Genomic DNA, 18,672 nt, shown 5'->3' on the forward strand with positions numbered 1-18,672 from the left:
CTGTTTATCTTATCTATTGGGCACTGACATTGTCGCCACAGCTCCGAGCGCGCACCAGAGCAATCGACCAAGGACGCACCTCATCACGAGGACAACGAGCGTTAAGTATGTGAGGGCCCCCGCCAATGGCGGGGACCCTCACTCAAGTCAGCAAAACCTCATTTTCATGGGGCGGTGCTTGCTGGCGTCGAAATTAGTTTCCGGTCAGCTTTTCGCGGAGAGCAGCAAGTGCCTCATCCGATGCCAAGGTACCGGCACCGGCGTCAGCTGCAGCAGGCTCGGAGGAGTAGGAAGTCCCTGCGGACTCGCCACCTTCACCGGCGTTGTCAGCAGCTGCATCTTCTGCGGCGTGCTCGGCAACCTGCTTCTTGTGGGCTTCCCAGCGAGCCTGAGCGTCAGCGTACTGCTGCTCCCAGACGGAACGCTGAGTCTCGTAGCCTTCAAGCCACTCGTTGGACTCGGAATCGAATCCCTCCGGGTACTTGTAGTTGCCCTCTTCGTCGTACTCGGCAACCATGCCGTAGAGTGCGGGATCGAACTCGGTGGAGTCGACGTCGACACCTTCGTTGGCCTGCTTGAGGGACAGCGAGATGCGGCGGCGTTCCAGGTCGATGTCGATGACCTTGACGAACAGTTCGTCACCAACGGAGACAACCTGCTCGGCCAGCTCAACGTGGCGCACGGCCAGCTCGGAGATGTGAACCAGGCCTTCGATGCCGTCTTCAACGCGAACGAACGCACCGAACGGAACCAGCTTAGTGACCTTACCCGGTACAACCTGCCCGAGGGCGTGGGTGCGGGCGAAGGTCTGCCACGGGTCTTCCTGCGTAGCCTTGAGCGAGAGCGATACACGCTCGCGGTCCAGATCCACTTCGAGAACCTCGACGGTGACTTCCTGGCCAACTTCGACAACCTCGGACGGGTGGTCGATGTGCTTCCAGGACAGCTCGGAAACGTGAACCAGACCGTCTACGCCGCCAAGGTCCACGAATGCACCGAAGTTGACGATGGAGGAAACAACGCCGGGACGAACCTGGCCCTTTTCCAGCTTGTTGAGGAACGTGGAACGAACCTCGGACTGGGTCTGCTCGAGCCAGGCACGGCGGGACAGAACAACGTTGTTGCGGTTCTTGTCCAGCTCGATGATCTTGGCTTCGATCTGCTGACCGATGTAGGGAGCCAGGTCGCGCACACGGCGCATCTCGACCAGCGATGCGGGCAAGAAGCCGCGCAGGCCGATGTCGAGGATAAGACCACCCTTGACCACCTCGATGACGGTACCGGTAACGACACCGTCTTCTTCCTTGACCTTCTCGATGTCGCCCCAGGCACGCTCGTACTGAGCGCGCTTCTTGGAGAGAATCAGGCGGCCTTCTTTATCTTCCTTCGTGAGGACCAAGGCTTCGACCTGATCGCCAACGGCGACAACGTCACCGGGATCAACGTCGTGCTTGATGGACAGCTCGCGGGAGGGGATGACACCTTCGGTCTTGTAACCGATGTCGAGCAGAACTTCGTCGCGGTCAACCTTGACAACAACACCTTCGACGAGGTCTCCGTCGTTGAAGTACTTGATGGTTGCATCTACTGCGGCGAGGAATTCTTCAGCAGTACCAATGTCGTTGATTGCAACAACAGGAGTACTAGTCTTCTCGGGGGTCGTGATGGTCATGTAGTAGGGGCTCCGATGTGGATAGTTGGTTTCGACGAACCCGGGGCTAGGCCGCGAGGTATCGCGTCCATGCCGGATCGGGTCCGAAAATTATTATGGTTGCAGGGGTTCCTGCTGATCGTGATTGCACGACTTGTACGAAATCTGCCGGGTTCTCCGGCCCACTTCACGCATGACATGCCTATTTAGTCTAGTTGTTTGGGGCAAGGAGCGCAAAAGTTCGCCGACGGCTTACCATAATGTCAAAGGTGGTGGACTCGACGCTTCTAATTCTCGGACCGAACGCGTGGATTCTGCTTGCCATCATGCTGATTTTGGCCGCTGCACTGTGGCGGATTGCGCTTGGAAGATCCCCGTGGGACATGCTCTTTGCGGGGCTGCGTGCGCTGGTTCAGCTGGCAGCTGTGGTGCTTGTCATAGCGTGGCTTTCCGGCCGCGGCCCGTGGGCCTTTGCCTTTGTCACCGTGATGTTCGTGGTGGCCGCCTGGACGTCCGGTCGGCGGGTGGCGCCAGATGGCCGCTGGTGGCTTGCCGCAATTCCCATCGCGGCGGGAGTCATCCCCGTGGCGGCCATGATGTTTGCCCTCGGCGTGGTCCCGTTCAATGCACTGGCCATCATCGCCATCCTCGGCCAGCAGATCGGCGGGGCAATGTCTGCCGTGACGTTATCTGGGCGGCGTATTCGCGATGAACTTTCGCTTCGCCATAATGAAGTGGAAGCAGCCGTGGCGCTGGGCTTCCAGTGGCCGGCCGCACGCCTCATGGTTGCCCGCCCCGTGGCTGGGGAGGCGATCATTCCCACGCTCGATCAGACCCGTACCGCAGGCTTGGTGACATTGCCGGGTGCCTTTGTAGGAATGATCCTGGGCGGTGCCGCCCCCATCGACGCCGGACTCATTCAGCTGTTGGTACTTATTTCACTCTTGCTGGTCAATGCCCTCGCCGCAGCTGTCTCCCTCTGGTTGGGCTCTCGCGACGCGTGGCGCCACCCCAGCCAGAGGGCCTAACTCGCAGGAGTGAAAGCCCAAGTTCCAGCCTGCAGAAGCTAACCCGCAGCGCGCCCAGTTAGAAGGCGCGGGCAGTTAGAAGTTGGTCAAGCAATGCGGTGGCGCCGGTGCGGCGAAAAGGGTGTCAAAGACGGCCACCGCGGCGGGGTCTGTGGCACGTACCCGGCCAGCAGCCTGCAACGTTCGCGCTGAGACGGTGCCCAGGTACAGGCTGGAAAGTTCGCTGACACCCATGTTCAGTTCCGGCTCCACCGAACCGTCTTCCGCGCAGCGTGTCACGGTGGCTTTACCGTGCACTACCTCGATCCGGAAAATTCCCGACGCATGGCCTAGCGGGTCACCCACGTGGATCGTGATGGTTCCGTCGGCCGTGTACTGCCGGGCAGCAAGCGCTCCTGGGGTATCCAGAATCCGCAGCCACAGGTGATCTTCGGTGGCTGTGCGCTTGTAAAGGCGTTTGGCCGCCATGGCCCATTCCAGCGGATCCACCACCGGTGCCATGTCCCAGAGGATCACATCGATCAAATCCAGGGACCCCAAATAGTTCCATAACGCCAGATACGCAGCATCGCTCACGGCCAGAAAATCAATGATCTCAACAGAGGATCGGTGCTTCTCATCTGTGGGCTTATAGGTGACATAGCCGTCCACCACCCCGGCCGCGTTATAGTGCAGCGCCGCCCGAATATTCTTGATCGGATCTATGGACCCGTATTTTCCTTGCCCTGAAGCCAGCTGGCGATACATGTCTTGGCGCCCAATGGAGCCGTAGCTGAGGGCATGAACCTGCGCAAAAATCTCATGATGAATCTCCCGCACCACCAGGACATCGGCAATCTCCACCATTCCCTGGGCTGCAGCCGCCGGGAGAATGAGCTCAAGTCCACCCTTGACCGTGACTTCCACAGTGTTGGAATGAGTTGCCACCCCGAAGCCGAAGCGTCCGTAAATGGTGGCCTCGGAGGCTGTCAGCGCCGCAATGGACAGGCCCGCGGCCTTGGCCTGAGACAGGTCCGAGTCCATCATGGCCCTGAGCAACCCACGACGGCGGTGGCTTGGGCGCACTGTCACAGCAGTGATCTGGTGGACAGGAAGTAAGGTGCCCGCACCTACGTTCAGACTCTTGCGGTGGTAGGCGTAGGTGGCCACCGGATAGTTCTCACCCCAAGCCCTGGCCGGGGCGCCGGTTCCGCTGAGGTACGCACCGGTGACCATCCGGCCATCAGCTTCCTCAGCAGCCCCGTAGAAGGCCAGCAACTCCTCGGTCAAGGTGTCACCGTGGAACCCCAGCGAGACGGCCTGCATCCAAGCAACCACCTCGGCGGGCACCTTTCCATCCACCAACCGCGATGGAAAGGTGCGCAGTTCGTAGGGAAACGACCGTGGGTTTCGGCTGCCCGCCGGATCATGGCTCTGCGTCATTGCGGTTCCTCATCCTTCATGCCCAGTAAGGCGTTGTGACTATCAGCGTCTAACTATCAGCGTCTAACTATTAGTGCCCGGCGTCGTTCCAGCTGGCGCCCACGCCCACCTGGACTTCAAGAGGCACCTTCAGTTCCGCCGCGGCACCCATCTGCTCGATGACCAGAGCCTTGACGGCGTCAAGCTCCCCCGGCCAGATTTCAAGGATCAATTCATCATGGACCTGCAACAGCATCCGCGACTTCAGCTCCTGCTTCCGCAACGCCGCATCGACCCCAAGCATGGCGGCCTTGATAATGTCGGCCGCAGAACCCTGGATGGGTGAGTTCAACGCCACCCGCTCGGCCAGCTCACGCAGCTGACGGTCTGTGCTGGCCAGATCGGGCAGGTAACGGCGGCGGCCCTCAATGGTGGAGGTGTAGCCGTCAACGCGAGCCTGTTCCACCACACCGCGCAGGTAGTCGCGGACGCCACCGAATCGGTCAAAGTAGTCCTTGACCAGAGTGCGAGCTTCATCCACCGAGATTTCCAGCTGCTTGGACAGGCCAAAGCTGGTCAAGCCGTACGCCAAGCCATAGGACATGGCCTTGACCTTGGAACGCATAGCGGAGGTGACCTCTTCCGGAGCCACACCGAACACATGGGAACCCACATAACGGTGCAGGTCCTCACCGAGTGCGTAGGCCTCAATCAGGCCGGCATCCTCGGAAAGATGCGCCATGATGCGCATTTCAATTTGCGAGTAGTCAGCTGCCAGCAGGCATTCGTAGCCTTCGCTGACCACGAAAATGTCCCGCACCCGGCGACCCTCTTCGGTGCGGATCGGAATGTTTTGCAGGTTGGGGTTGATGGAGGACAAGCGGCCCGTGGCGGCTACATTCTGCGCGTAGGTGGTGTGGATACGACCATCCTCGGCCACAGACTTCTTCAGGGTTTCCACCATTTGCTTCAGCTTCGAGGCCTCACGGTGGGCCATCAGCTGGGCCAAGAACTCATGCCCGGTCTTCTCCAACAGCATCTTCAAGGAAGCGGCATCGGTGGTGTAGCCGGTCTTGATCTTCTTGGTCTTGGGCAGACCCAACTCTTCAAAGAGGACCTGCTGCAATTGCTTGGGCGAGCCCAGATTGACCTCATGTCCAATCGCAGCGAAGGCGGCCTCCTGAGCGGCGTTCATGGCCGCAGTGAAGTCGGCGAGCAACGTGGCCAGGCGCTCCTGCGAGATGTCAATGCCCGTCAATTCCATCGTCGCCAGAATTCCCGCCAGAGGCAGTTCCAGCTCGTGCAATAAACGCTCGGCCCCACGCTCAACCAGAATCGGCGCAAAATGCTCACTTAGCAACAGTGCAACGTAGCCGCGTTGGACGGCATCGGCAAACTTAGAATCGCCTTCCAGCCCCAGATCCAGTTGCCCGGACTCAGTGGCAGCTGCCTCAAAAGACACTTTCAGGTGAACCTGGCTAAGCTCAGCCAGCTCGTAGCTGCGGCGGTCCGGCTGAATTAGGTAGCCAGAGAGGGAGGTGTCATCGACCACGCCCGCCACAGCAAGGCCTCGCAGCGACAGGGCCTTGAATGCTTCCTTGTACTCGTGGATTACCTTCGGCGCATCGGAGGCCAGCCAAACAGCCAGCTCAGATTCCAGCGCCGCATCAGCGGCACCCAGATCAACCACGACGGCGGAATCGGCACGTACCAGCGCCACCGCAACAGCTTCATGGGCCAGGCCAGCCTTTTCACTGAGCACCTCCACAGCGACGGCTGCGCCCGCAGCACCTGCAGCAGGCCCCGCAGCAAGCCATGTCGCTAGGGCAGCCGCCTCGGTGACCACCTGGTGGGCAGGCACCTGGTGAGCCTCGCCGGCGTCGACCGCTTCCTCTTCGCCAAACAAATCAAAGAGGCGCTTGCGCAGGGTGTTGAACTGCAGGGCGTCAAAGAGTTCCTCGACGGCTTCACGGTCCGGGGCCTGCAGCACGGTGTCGGTGATGGCGACCGGCAGCTCCATGTCACGCAGCAGGTGGTTCAGGCGACGGTTGCGCTTGACGTCCTCAACGTGCGTGCGCAGCGACTCCCCCACCTTGCCGCCAATGGCGTCCAGGTTTTCAAGGATGCCATCGAGGCTGCCGTAGAGCTTGAGCCACTTGGCCGCCGTCTTGGGGCCCACCCCGGGCACACCGGGCAAGTTGTCGGCAGTTTCGCCCACGAGTGCGGCCAGATCCGAATAGCGGTTCGGCGGCACCAGGTACTTGGCCTCAACGGCGTCGGCGTCCATGGGCGGAATGTCGGAGATACCCTTCTTGGGGTAGAGCACCAGCACCTTGTCGGTGATGAGCTGGAAGGCGTCACGGTCACCGGAGACCACCAGCACGTCCCAGCCGGCTTCCTCGCCCTGTGTGGACAAGGTGGCGATGATGTCATCGGCTTCGAAGCCGTCCACGGAAATGGTGGGGATCCGCATGGCCGCCATGACCTTGATGATCAAATCGATCTGCCCGTAGAACTCCTCGGGCGTCTTGTTCCGACCACCCTTGTACTCGGTGTATTCCAGCGAACGGAAGGTGGGGGTGTCCAAATCGAAGGCAACCACCACATGGGTGGGCTTTTGCTGACGAATCATGGTCAGCAACATGGAGGTGAATCCGTGCACGGCGTTGGTGTGCTGGCCCGTGTCGGTGGCAAAGTTTTCCGGCGGCAAGGCATAAAAAGCACGGAAGGCCATGGAGTGGCCATCAATGACCAGCAGGCGCGGCGTTTCACCGCCAGGCAGGCCGGCGACAGGGGCTGAGGCCGGGCTCGGTGCAACAGTGGACAGGGGGGCCGTCTTGGCAGATTCACTCACAAGTGCAAGCCTAGTCATCATGAGCAATAAATCCACACCGCACCCTATGACCGAAGAACTCCTCGCCGCAGGAATCCCACCAGAATTTCACGCCTCGTTAGGACAACATGGAGTAGGCGCGCTGGTCACAAAAATGGGGATCGTCTTCACCCACATGAGCGCCGATTCCATGGTCGCCACCATGCCAGTGGAAGGAAACACTCAAGTGACGGGCCTGCTCCACGGCGGCGCGCACGTGGTTTTAGCCGAAACGCTGGGCTCCTTTGCCGCATTTTTCCATGCCGGACCAAACTCCCGCGTGGTGGGCATTGAGATCAACGCCACACACCACCGTGGCGCCTCCAGCGGCCTAGTGACCGGCACGGCCACGCCTGTCCATCTGGGCCGCACCCTCACAACGCACGAGGTAGTCATGACCAATGCGACCGGCCAGCGCCTCTCCACCTGCCGCATCACGAACATGATTCTGGCCTCCTAAACCTCCCGTTAACGTTCGACGCCGGGCACTCACCTTCCGCTGTAGCGAAAAGGTGAGTGCCCGGCGTCGAACGTTGACGAACAAAAGGGACTAGAAAATGTTGCCGATGATGGTTTCTGCTGCCTTGCTCAGAGCTGGCACGATCAAGACGATGCCAGCCAGAACAGCCAGCACGCAGAAGCCAAAGCAAATGTAGGAGCCCCATTTGGCTGCAAGGTTGTGGCGGCCGTCGTCATCGCCGCTGACGGCCGTGAACCGGACACCCAATGAGTACATGGTCACCACAAAACCGGCGCCAACAAGGGTTGTCAGGCCCACTGTGACAAATCCAAACCAGTCAATCACTTGTTGTCCTCCGTAGCCTTAGCAGGCACTCCGTTGTCTAGCGTGGCACTCTCCTGCTGTTCGTCTAGCTGCGCGGCCTTCGCCTGCGGCGCCTTCGCTTTTGCAGGCTTGGGCTGTGCCGCCTGCTTCGGGGAAGCCACGGGTTTGGGTGCCTTTGCATCCAGAGCCGCCTGGGTCATGGCCTTGAGTACGGCCGTGTCGGCGCGGTCCAGGGCAGACTGGGCAACGGTGCGGGCAGCATCAGTTTCCGCGGCACGCCTGGCAGCCTTGTCGGCGACCTTCTGGGCCGCACGAGCCTTAGCGGCCAAGCGGTCACGTTCCTTCTTGCTGGGAATGTGCATGGCCTCGCCCACGGCATCAACATCGCTGATGGCGTTACTATGGTCCACCACCTCACGCTGGGAGATGACGAACATGGCGAGGATGGCCCCAAGTCCCAGAACAGCAACGATGATCAGCCCGACGGTTCCGGTGCGGATCAGCAAGGCCGCCAAGCCACCGATGAGGCCAGCGGCTGGCAGCGTCAAGAGCCAGGCAATACCGATCTTGCCGATCGCGCCCCACCGCACGGTGGAGCCCTTACGGCCCAGACCCGAACCAATCACGGAACCGGAAGCAACGTGCGTGGTGGACAGTGCGAAGCCAAGGTGGCTGGAGGCCAGGATGGCAGCGGCGGTGCTGGTTTCAGCGGCGAAGCCCTGTGCGGGCTTGACATCTGTCAGTCCGGAACCGAGGGTCCGGATGATCCGCCACCCACCGGCGTAGGTGCCTGCTGCAATGGCGATCGCACAGGTGGTAATAACCCAAATGTGCGGGCCGGTGCCAGCCTGTTGCATACCGGAAGCCACCAAGACCAAGGTGATGACACCCATGGTCTTCTGGGCGTCGTTGGTGCCGTGTGCCAACGCCACGAGAGATGAACTGAAGATTTGTCCGCGACGGAAGCCACCACGCTTCTGCGTGAGCTTGTCACCGGAGTCCGGGTCGTGGCGACGTGTGATGCCGTAGGCCAGTTTGGTACACAGGAACGCCACCAGCCCGGCAATGGTCGGGGCGAGAATGGCCGGCAGCAGCACCTTGGAAACCACCACCATGAAATTCACTGCTCCCAGTGACCAAGTGCCCACAATGGCTGCACCGATCAGGCCACCGAAGAGGGCATGGGAAGAACTTGATGGCAGGCCCAACAGCCAGGTCAGCAAGTTCCACAACACCGCGCCCATCAATCCGGCAAAAATCATTTCCGGGGTGATGGCGACGCCGTTGGGCCCGCCTTCATTGATGATGCCACCGGAAATGGTCTTGGCCACCTCTGTTGAGAGGAAGGCACCTACCAAGTTCAAGATGGCAGCGAGTGCCACCGCGGTCTTGGGCTTGATGGCGCCTGTGGCAATGGGAGTTGCCATGGCATTGGCTGTGTCGTGAAAGCCATTCGTAAAGTCAAAGAAGAGGGCCAGTGCTATGACTAGCACGACCATGAAGGTGAGATCCACCCGCGATCCAATCTTGAGAGGGCGTAAGCGTGAATTCGAAATTGTGAAGTCGGAAACTCATGCCAACGCCCATGACTTGCGGCAATGATGGCGAACCCAACCGCTACGATCCTACGACGATTTTGGCTCTTAAGTGTCCAGCACCCCCTCATCAGGTTAACGGAAAGTGAACAAGGAGTTAACCCCGGTACCGGATCGGCGAGTTCACCGCACCCGCACAACCGCCATGGCGCGTCAGCACGGCACAGCCGCCAAATCCTTCGACGAATAGTGTTTAGTTGATCACGTTAGGCCCGAACCTGCGATCAACGCTCGATCAAAGATGAATTGAAACGAATTCGAATCCGGATCAACGCCGCATTAACGCCGAAGAGGTGAGTTTCAGCACGCCTCCTGCGCTGAAACTCACCTCTTGACTCATGCTGACTTAACTCAAGCTGACTTAACTTTGGCTGGTTCCGAGCCTAGGCACATCCCCGCCCAGGCCCAGCCCCGCCCGGGATTGAGCACGGACCCTCCCCTGACGTAGGCCTTGGCGAGGACTTAGGCCCTGCTGAGATTTTCGCGAACTCGCGGAGCGACCTCGGTGGCGTACAGCTCAATGCTCTTCATCATGGCCTCGTGCGGGAGCGTGCCATGGCTGTACTTCAAGTCAAAGCGGGACAGCCCAAGAGAGGTGGCCACCGTAGTGATCTTTTTGGCGACGGTCTCGGGCGAGCCCACCATGAGTGCACCGCTGGGGCCGGCCGTGGCGTCAAACTCGGCCCGACTCAGGGGCGGCCAGCCGCGGTCGCGGCCAATACGGCCATGAGCTGCTGCGTAGTGTGGCCACAGCTCATCCATGGCCTGCTGGTCAGTTTCAGCGATATGGCCCGGCGAGTGGACCCCGATGGGCTGTTCGGGCTGGCCAAATTCCTTCAGGGCCCGGTGGTAAAGCTCGGCAAAGGGGGTGAACTGTGCCGGTTCCCCACCAATGATGGCCAGCATCAGCGGCATGCCATAGTGCGCGGCCCGCACCACCGACTGCGGGCTACCGCCAACGGCGACCCAGGTCTTGAGCGCTCCCGATTCGGTGTGCGGATACACCATTTGGCTGTGCATGGCCGGACGCGTGTTCCCGCTCCAACTCACGGGCCCTTCCTTGCGCAGCTCGTTGAAGAGTTCCAGTTTCTCCTCAAAGAGTTCCTCGTAGTTGGCCAGGTCAAAGCCAAACAGAGGGAAGGATTCGGTGAAGGACCCCCTGCCCAAGGTGACTTCGGCGCGGCCTGAAGAAACGGCGTCGAGCGTTGAAAAACGCTGGAAGACGCGGATCGGATCATCGGAGCTGAGCACCGTCACGGCCGAACCCAACCGGATTTGCTGGGTCTGACCTGCGATGGCAGAAAGCACCATGTCCGGGGATGAAATGGCGTAGTCATCGCGGTGATGTTCGCCCACACCAAAGTAGTCAAGGCCCAACTTGTCGGCCAGCACGGCTTGTTCGACGACGTCACGAATCACCTGCGCGGCATGCTTGGGCGTGCCGGTGGCATCGAGGGTGATGTCACCAAAAGTGTCCAAGCCCAGTTCAATCTGCCGGGGTTGAGAAGTGCTGGGGGCCATGAGAACCATCCAATCCAAATAAATATACGTTTGTATCTACTTGAAGAACCGGACGGACTTAGAAACTATTCCCGCACGGCCGCTGCCCCACCCATACGGCCGTTGCTTAGCTAACGAGTTCCGCTTTGACTAACGAGCGCCGCTTTGCTGCGGTAGACGGCCAGGAAGGAGCTGATGCGTCGGATGGCCTCTTCGATATCAGTGATCGAGGGCAGGAGCACGAACCGGAAGTGGTCCGGGGTGGGCCAGTGGAATGCGGTGCCGTGGCTGACCAGGATTTTTTGGTCCTGCAGCAGGTCAATCACAAACTTCTCATCCGATTCGATGGGGTACATGTGGGAATCGAGCTTGACGAATAGGTACATGGCCCCGGCCGCCGGCACACAGGAGACGCCGGGCAGCGCATTGAGTAATTCCGAAGCGCGGTCGCGCTGCTCACGCAGGCGACCGCCGGGCTTGGTCAGATCGTTGATGCTTTGGTAACCGCCCAAGGATGTCTGGATGGCGTGCTGAGCCGGCACGTTGGAGCACAGGCGCAGGGAAGCGATGAGCTCCAAGGACTCCTTGAAGCCGGCCATCGCGGCACGCGGACCCGAAAGCGCCACCCAACCGGCACGGTAACCGGGCATCCGGTATGCCTTGGACAGGCCGCTGAAGGTCAGCATGCAAATGTCATCGGCGAGCGAGGCCATGTGGATGTGGCTGCGGCCGTCATAGAGGATTTTCTCGTAAATTTCATCGGAGAAGATCACCAGATCGTGCTTGCGGGCCAGCTCCACGAACTTTTCCAGAATGTGCCGCGGATAGACAGCCCCGGTGGGGTTGTTCGGGTTGATGATGACGATGGCTCGGGTCGCCGGCGTGATCTTCGCTTCGACGTCGGCCATGTCCGGCCACCATTCATTGTCCTCATCACACAAGTAGTGCACGGGCACACCGCCGGTCAAGGTGACAGTAGCGGTCCACAGAGGATAGTCGGGGGCCGGGATGAGCACCTCGTCGCCGTTTTCCAAGAATGCCTGCAGGGTCATCGAGATGAGTTCGCTAACCCCGTTGCCGACAAAGATGTCATCGACGCCGATACTCATCAACCCCTGGGTTTGGTAGTACTGGGAGATGGCCGTGCGGGCGGAGAAGATACCCTTGGAGTCGCTGTAGCCTTGGGCTCCGCGCAGGTGATGGATCATATCCACCACAATGGATTCCGGCGCCTCCAGCCCGAATGGGGCGGTGTCACCTAGATTCATGCGCAGGATCCGGTGCCCCTCCGCCTCCATTTTTTGGGCCGCATGCAAGATGGGACCGCGGAGTTCGTACCGGACGTTGGCTAACTTGGAAGAGTGTTGCATGGGGCGCATGCTTTCCATTTTCACACATGCACCCCCGCAAGCCGCGTATCCTCCCCTAGCGTGGCCGGTCCCTCGCGGCGGCGCCAGTTACTTTCTGGGCTACTTTTTGGCGAGCAGCCGCTCCACCCGGGGCTTGACCTCGGTGGCCAGCAGCGTGATGGATTCCAGGAAGTATTCGTGCGGCAGGCCCCCAAAGTCCGATTGCAAAAAGTGCCGCATGTGACCCATGTAGCCGTGCAAGTGAACAATGCGTTGCGCCACCTCGTCAGGGTCACCCACGTAGTAGGCACCCGGCGCCTGTGCTTGGGCAAGGTAGGCGTTCTTATCCGGTGCCGGCCACCCTCGCAGGCGCCCCATCTCCACGTTGAGGTTGTGCCAGCTGGGATATAGGCGGTCTAGGGCCTCCTGCTTGGTGGGTGCCACCAACCCTAAGGCGGCCACCGAGACCTTGATATCGGAGCCCGTGTGCCCGGCCTGCGCCGCCGATTGACGGTAGAGATCGGCCAGCGAAGAAAATCTGTGCGGCGCACCGCCAATGATCCCGTAAGAGATGGGTAGTCCCAGTTTTCCTGCCCTGGCGGACGACGCCGGGCTGCCGCCAGTTGCGATCCACAGCGGCAGTTTCCCTTGGACGGGCCGTGGGACGACGGCCAAGTTCTCGATGGCTGTCCGGACGCTGCCGTGCCACGTTACGTTTTCAGACTCGGCGCTGTTGATGGCCATGAGGAGCTCCAGCTTTTCGGAGTACAACTGGTCATAGTCACGCAGATCGAAGCCAAAGAGTGGGAATGTCTCCACGGAGGAGCCGCGGCCGGCGGTAATTTCAATGCGGCCACCACCGGAGATGGCATCAGCCGTGGCCATCTGCTGGAAGACTCTCACAGGATCATCGGTGCTGATGATGCTCGCGGCGCTGCCGAGTTTGATGTTCTTGGTGGCACCGGCCGCGGCAGCCAGCATGGCACCGGGCGAAGACGCGGGCATGGAGACGGTGTGGTGCTCCCCCACGCCGAAGTAGTCCAGGCCTTGCGTATCGGCATGAACAATTGCCTCAAAGAGGTTTTTGATGCCCTCGGCGGTGGAACCGGTGGTGCCGTCCGCATTCAGGGGTGTGTCGCCAAAGCTGTACGCGCCGATTTCCATGGTGCCTTCCACAAATCATCCTTTTGCAGGCACGAAAGTGCCGAACCACGAAACTACGTGGTTCTACAGATCATATTGATAGCAGATTAATTCGGCAAGTCTTGAGCCAGCTGGTTTACAGCAGGACCATAATCCCAGCAGTGCGCATCCGGGGTGTCACAGCTTTGGCAGCGACTGCTCTTTAACTTGCTTGCGGAGAATCTTGCCCAGCATGGAGCGTGGCATCTCATCGATTTCAATGATGCGGACGGGCACCTTGTACCTGACCAGCAATTCCTTGCAATGGTTCCTGAGGGCTGTCTCATCCAAGGCAACACCGGGTTCCAGCTGGACGGCGGCCACCACCATTTCCCCGCCGCGATCAGCAACTTTTCCAAAAACGGCAGCATCTGTGACATCGGCGTGCTGACGCAGCACCGCTTCTACTTCCGACGGCGAGACATTGAATCCACCCGTGATGACCAGTTCTTTGGCCCGATCCACAATGGTGGTGAAACCCTCTGGGTCAACCGTGACGACGTCGCCGGTACGCAACCAGCCGTCAGCGGTCAGGGTCTTGGAGGTTTCCTCCGGATTGTTCCAATAGCCTTGGAACACCTGCGGACCCTGCAGCAACAGTTCTCCCGGTTCGCCCTGCGACACCTCGCGAGACGGGTTGTCAACGTCGACAACTTTCATCAAGGTAGAAGGGAAGGGCACCCCGATGGTGCCCGTCTGCCGGCTCGGATGAAAGGGATTTCCCAAGGCCACGGGAGAGGATTCGGTCATGCCGTAGCCCTCCACCAAGAGGCCGCCGGAGACCGACTCCCACAGCTCGACCACATGGTCGGGCAGGTTCATGGCACCGGAAATGCAGAACTTACACGAGCGCAGTGACACCCCTTTTTCCTTCGCAGCAATGGCTGTGCGTTCGTAGATGGGCGGCACGGCGCAGTAGACCGTTGCCGGAGACTTTTTCATTGCAGAGAGCACCAGATCGGCGTCGAACTTGGGGAACAGAACCAGCAGACCTTGCTTCCGGATACCGAACGTCAGGTACAAGGTCATGCCGAAGGCGTGGAACATGGGTAGCACGGCATACAGGATTTCCTTCTGTTGCTGCGCCCCATGCATCCACGCTTCACCTTGGAGGGCGTTCGCGTAAAGGTTTCGATGCGTCAACATGGCGCCCTTGGGGTGGCCGGTAGTGCCGGAGGTGTAACCGATCACGGCCAGATCGGTGACCGCCGGACGGGGGTGCGTCTCCTCCAACGCCCCTCCCGAGAGAAGTTTCTGCCACGGCAGTGTGCCCGGTGCCGGCGCGCTCAAAGACGCCCGCGTTTCACGTAGTTTCTTCACCGGCAGTTTCAAAGCCAAACGCTTGACGAGCGGGAATTCTGAGAGCAGGTCCACGGAAATGATCCGGTCAATGGCAATATCGGCCGGGAACTCCTGCACGGCGGGAACCACCTTGTTCCACGCGATCACTACCCGGGCCTGATGGTCCTCGAATTGGTGGCGCAGTTCCCGAGAGGTGTACAGCGGGTTGTGTTCGACCACCACTGCGCCCAGGCGCAGCACAGCATAGAAGGCCACCACATGCTGCGGGCAGTTCGGCAGAATCAGGGCAACACGGTCGCCGGCACGAACGCCGAGCTTACGCAAACCCTCCGCTGCCCGAGCCACCTGCTCCCCCAGTTCCCGGTAGCTGGTGCGGCGAGCAAAGAACTCCATAGCCGGGAGTTCTCCTGCCTCCTGAACGGAACGCTCAAACATTTCCACCAGCGATTCAGTGGGCATCACAATCTGCGCAGGAACGCCCGGCTGGTAGTTCCGCACCCAAGGCTGCTCGGTGGGAGAAAAAGTAGATTTCGGGGTGGGCACAGCGGCGGATTCTGGCGTGGCTTCGGAGGATGCGGCAGGGCTGGGGGTGTCGTTATGTGGCATGGTTCCATCTTGCCGTCTGTTTTGTGAATTTTGAAACTTTTACCCCAAGTTGCTGGACTCAGGGCACAAGGATCGCTACCGTGGGGATTCCGGAGCACCTAGGAAACTAGAAAACTAGATGCACCGGATGCCATGCGAACAGCACGACTTTCACTACTAGTTCACTATTAGGAGACTGTTATGGGTTTCATCGGATGGATTATTTTGGGCCTCGTGGTTGGAGCCATTGTCAAGGCCATCATGCCCGGCAGGGTAGGTGGCGGCTGGGTCACTAGCCTGATTCTCGGTGTGGTGGGGGCCATCGTGGGCGGTTGGATCGGTGACGCCCTCTTCAACAAGGGAGAGATGGGCTTCTTCAGCATCGGATCGTGGCTGCTCGCAATCGTCGGCGGCCTGGTGGTTGCCGGGGTTTACGGTGCCATTACCGGACGCAACAAGACCGCCGCCTAGGAGCGGCGAATCGTGAGAGTAAGTCAACGAGGCCCGGCCACTGCGCCGGGCCTCGTCACGTCCGGAGCAGTCACGCCCGGAGCAGCCGTGGACAAGGCCGACGCCCCAGCCCCTGATGATGAGCGCAAGCCGGATTCCCCGATACAACTGCCAGCAAAGTCATGGAAGTATGCAGGTCGACGCGCCATTGCGAAGTTCAGTGCTGATGGCTGCACAGATTTAGCCGCGTCCCTGACCTACTATGGCGTGCTCTCCTTATTCCCTGCCCTTCTCGCCCTGATCTCCATCATGGGACTGGTGGGTCAGGCAGAGCAGACCTCGACCCTGCTGCTAGATCTGGTCAGCCGGGCGGCCGGCCCGGAGACTGTTGAGGCCATCCGCCAACCCGTTGAGCAACTGACAAGTTCGCGGGCAGCAGGCTTGACGTTGGTCATCGGTATTGTGACAGCCCTGTGGTCGGCGTCGGGATATGTTGGCGCCTTCAGCCGGGCCATGAACAGGATCTACGGCATTGACGAAGGCCGGCCTGCCTGGAAACTACGCCCGGCCTTACTGTTGGTGACACTTGCTGTGGTGCTACTGGTAGCCACCATGGCACTGCTGCTGATCCTCTCCGGTCCCGTGGCCCGGGCGGTGGGTGAGGTGCTCGGCGTCGGATCTGCCACACTCACTGTGTGGTCCATCGCCAAATGGCCCGTGGTGGGCATCTTGGCAGTGATTCTGATCGCCATCCTTTACTACTTCACACCCAATGTCCGCCAGCCAAAATTCCGCTGGATCAGCATTGGCGCCGCGGTGGCACTCGTGGCGCTCGTTGTGGCGTCGGCAGGATTTGGCCTGTACGTGGCAAATTTCTCCAACTACAACAAAACCTACGGAACCATTGCCGGCATGATCGTACTGCTGCTGTGGATGTGGATCATGAACCTGATGCTGCTCTTCGGCGCCGAGGTCGACGCCGAACTCGAGCGGGTGCGTCAACTCCAGGCGGGCATTAAGGCCGAAGCGCAACTGCAACTGCCTCCGCGCGACATTGCCGCCAGCGCTAAAAAGGAAATCAAGGAGCAGCAGCTACTGACCGAAGGCCGGGCGCTTCGAGCGGAACTAGACGCCGAGGCCGAGCCACCGGTCAGAGAATCCGCTGAGGCCCGCGCGCTGATGGGCATCATTCTCCTCGGGGCAGGCGCTGCCGCACTGAGCTCCTTCCTCAAGCGCCGCCGTCGTATCTGAGAAAGAGCCACCCAAAAAAGAAGGCTCCCCAAAGCTGTCCGCTAGCAGCTTTGGGGAGCCTTCTTTGCCTGTTGGATTTCTCACAATTTAAGGATTTGGACGTCCCCTAGCACAGACCCCCGATGCCCGGTCACCGGGAAATAATTGATAGGCTGGGAAGTCGGCCCTCCTCCCTTAAGGGAAGCTGCCGCAACAACTCCCATTCCCTCTAAGGAGAACTAAGCCTCAATGACATCCGTGGCCACTGAATCACTGCGTGAACAGCTCTGGAATCGCCGATACGACGAGAACATTGCCCCCATCACCGAACTCTGCGACACCCTGGCCGAAGCCCGGCCGGAGCAGCAGGTGGCTTACGTGGACCCCGTACACGATGTTGACGAGTGCAAGATCATCAGCTTGTTTTCCAATGTTGGCGAAATGGATCCTTCCGGCTTCGTGACTGCAGGAGATGAGCAGGCAGCTACCCGCCTGCTGGGTATTCACTGGCAGATTGGCCTGCGCCCAAGCTACGTCATGCCGTGGAACGTCCACCCCTGGTTCACCCCGGGCCAGCCCAACGGCCGTTTGACTGCTCCCCAAATTGAGCAGGGTCTGCGTCCTTTGGTGAAGTTCCTGACGCTGGTTCCTCGCGCGTCTGCGCTGGTTGCTCACGGCACCGAAGCGCACCGCTTGGCTGATCAACTGCTGAAGGCTCAGGGCCCCATGCTGTACAAGCGTGGCTTCGGTATCTACAAGGTTCGTTCACTGTCCGGCCGCAGCTTTGCCGGGTCGGCCGAGCGCCAGGAGCAGTGGCTGTTGGAGTCCGCCAAGGCCTACGCCGAGTCAATGACCCGCAACGGCATCCCGGTCAAGGGCCGCTAAGCCTCACCAACACTTAGCTAACAGTTGGCAGCCGCGGGGCGGGTGCTTGGATTCTTTAGGACTAAACTCCCTTACGTGAAACACACAGAATCCAAGCCCCGCCCCGCGCTCGTTGTACTGACCCTTGTTATTGACATCGTGCTGGTACTGGCCTTTGCCCTATCCGGCCGCCGCAACCACGATGAAACCCTAGGCGTCATCGGCGTCCTTGAGACGGCCTGGCCGTTCCTGACAGCGTTGGCCGCAGGCTGGCTCATCTGCCGACTCTGGCGGCAGCCGTTGAGAATTTTCCCGCACGGCATCTGCCTGTGGCTCATCACCGTGGCCGGCGGAATGGCGCTGCGCATACTCTCCGGAGCCACGGCCGCACTCCCCTTCGTGGTGGTAGCCACGTTGGTTCTGGCACTGTTCCTACTGGGTCAACGCATCATCACAACACTGCTGCTGCGGCGCACTGCGAAAGCGTAGTTCCGGGGCCGCTTTGGGTTAGGATCTAAGCGGGTGAATCGTTGTTTTACAGCAGCGTTTTCCCCTGCTTCCCCCTGCCCCGCCACACGATAAGGAACCACTACTGTGATCACCGCATTCGTCCTGATCAAGACCGACGCTTCACGGATCCCCGAGGCGGCCCAAGAAATTTCGGAGCTGGCGGGGATCAGCGAGGTTTACTCCGTCACAGGCGAGTGGGATTTGATCGCCATCGCTCGCGTGCCCAAGCATGAGGACCTGGCCGAGGTCATTGCGGACAAGCTCTCGAAGGTCACGTCCGTGGTCTCAACCACTACACAGATCTCCTTCCGTGCCTACTCACAACATGATCTGGACGCGGCATTCGCCCTAGGCTTCGACCACTAACAC

The 18,672-nt window shown here is 60.2% G+C and carries 16 protein-coding genes; 7 read left to right on the forward strand and 9 right to left on the reverse strand.

All coding sequences use genetic code 11. From position 1 onward, the window contains the following. Positions 1-193 precede the first annotated feature (193 nt). Positions 194-1,672 (reverse strand): 30S ribosomal protein S1, encoded by a 1,479-nt coding sequence (rpsA, locus tag AB0P14_RS06975; RefSeq protein ID WP_363839623.1) that lies wholly within the window; start codon positions 1,670-1,672, stop codon positions 194-196. Positions 1,673-1,911: 239 nt separating this feature from the next. Here rpsA and AB0P14_RS06980 point away from each other — a divergent pair, with 239 nt between their 5' ends. Further along, positions 1,912-2,679, forward strand: coding sequence for an ABC transporter permease (locus tag AB0P14_RS06980; RefSeq protein WP_363839626.1), 768 nt, complete (start codon positions 1,912-1,914; stop codon positions 2,677-2,679). Between the two features lie 75 nt (positions 2,680-2,754). Here AB0P14_RS06980 and AB0P14_RS06985 read toward each other — a convergent pair whose 3' ends face one another. Then, complete coding sequence (locus AB0P14_RS06985) at positions 2,755-4,101, reverse strand: GNAT family N-acetyltransferase (protein ID WP_363839629.1); 1,347 nt, start codon at positions 4,099-4,101, stop codon at positions 2,755-2,757. A gap of 70 nt (positions 4,102-4,171) precedes the next feature. Further along, positions 4,172-6,955, reverse strand: coding sequence for a DNA polymerase I (gene polA / locus AB0P14_RS06990; RefSeq protein WP_363839632.1), 2,784 nt, complete (start codon positions 6,953-6,955; stop codon positions 4,172-4,174). Between polA and AB0P14_RS06995 the strand changes: the two genes are divergently transcribed. After that, the gene (locus AB0P14_RS06995; protein ID WP_363839634.1) at positions 6,954-7,412 is read left to right on the forward strand and encodes a hotdog fold thioesterase; all 459 of its coding nucleotides are present in this window, start codon (positions 6,954-6,956) and stop codon (positions 7,410-7,412) included. The two genes, polA and AB0P14_RS06995, sit on opposite strands and share 2 nt — an antisense overlap. A gap of 90 nt (positions 7,413-7,502) precedes the next feature. Here the strand turns inward: AB0P14_RS06995 and AB0P14_RS07000 are convergent, their stop codons facing one another. The 6 genes from AB0P14_RS07000 to AB0P14_RS07025 form a co-directional block, all read right to left on the reverse strand. Further along, complete coding sequence (locus tag AB0P14_RS07000; protein ID WP_363839637.1) at positions 7,503-7,757, reverse strand: hypothetical protein; 255 nt, start codon at positions 7,755-7,757, stop codon at positions 7,503-7,505. Continuing rightward, positions 7,754-9,250 carry an inorganic phosphate transporter gene (locus AB0P14_RS07005; protein WP_363839640.1) on the reverse strand — a complete coding sequence of 499 codons (1,497 nt, stop codon included), beginning with the start codon at positions 9,248-9,250 and terminating at the stop codon, positions 7,754-7,756. Before AB0P14_RS07005 ends, AB0P14_RS07000 begins: the two co-directional genes overlap by 4 nt. A gap of 543 nt (positions 9,251-9,793) precedes the next feature. After that, entirely contained in the window at positions 9,794-10,852 is a 1,059-nt protein-coding gene (locus AB0P14_RS07010; protein WP_363839643.1) for an LLM class flavin-dependent oxidoreductase, read from the reverse strand. Between the two features lie 110 nt (positions 10,853-10,962). Further along, complete coding sequence (locus AB0P14_RS07015) at positions 10,963-12,210, reverse strand: pyridoxal phosphate-dependent aminotransferase (RefSeq protein ID WP_363839646.1); 1,248 nt, start codon at positions 12,208-12,210, stop codon at positions 10,963-10,965. Positions 12,211-12,300: 90 nt separating this feature from the next. Further along, positions 12,301-13,356, reverse strand: a complete 1,056-nt coding sequence (locus AB0P14_RS07020) for an LLM class flavin-dependent oxidoreductase (protein WP_363839649.1) — start codon at positions 13,354-13,356, stop codon at positions 12,301-12,303. 144 nt (positions 13,357-13,500) lie between these two features. Next, positions 13,501-15,270 (reverse strand): long-chain-fatty-acid--CoA ligase, encoded by a 1,770-nt coding sequence (locus AB0P14_RS07025; RefSeq protein WP_363839652.1) that lies wholly within the window; start codon positions 15,268-15,270, stop codon positions 13,501-13,503. 180 nt (positions 15,271-15,450) lie between these two features. Between AB0P14_RS07025 and AB0P14_RS07030 the strand changes: the two genes are divergently transcribed. The 5 genes from AB0P14_RS07030 (at position 15,451) to AB0P14_RS07050 (ending at position 18,669) form a co-directional block, all read left to right on the forward strand. Further along, a complete protein-coding gene (locus AB0P14_RS07030; protein ID WP_363839655.1) occupies positions 15,451-15,720 on the forward strand; it encodes a GlsB/YeaQ/YmgE family stress response membrane protein in 270 nt (89 codons plus the stop codon). Between the two features lie 12 nt (positions 15,721-15,732). Beyond that, complete coding sequence (locus AB0P14_RS07035) at positions 15,733-16,950, forward strand: YihY/virulence factor BrkB family protein (RefSeq protein ID WP_363839658.1); 1,218 nt, start codon at positions 15,733-15,735, stop codon at positions 16,948-16,950. A 228-nt stretch (positions 16,951-17,178) separates the two neighbouring features. Beyond that, positions 17,179-17,814, forward strand: coding sequence for a uracil-DNA glycosylase (locus AB0P14_RS07040; RefSeq protein WP_363839661.1), 636 nt, complete (start codon positions 17,179-17,181; stop codon positions 17,812-17,814). Positions 17,815-17,889: 75 nt separating this feature from the next. Then, positions 17,890-18,282 (forward strand): DUF3054 domain-containing protein, encoded by a 393-nt coding sequence (locus AB0P14_RS07045; protein ID WP_363839664.1) that lies wholly within the window; start codon positions 17,890-17,892, stop codon positions 18,280-18,282. 105 nt (positions 18,283-18,387) lie between these two features. After that, complete coding sequence (locus tag AB0P14_RS07050) at positions 18,388-18,669, forward strand: Lrp/AsnC ligand binding domain-containing protein (protein WP_363839667.1); 282 nt, start codon at positions 18,388-18,390, stop codon at positions 18,667-18,669. Positions 18,670-18,672 lie beyond the last annotated feature (3 nt).

Origin of the sequence: Specibacter sp. NPDC078709, from assembly GCF_040686795.1 — a bacterium.
Classification (GTDB): Bacteria; Actinomycetota; Actinomycetes; order Actinomycetales; family Micrococcaceae; genus Specibacter.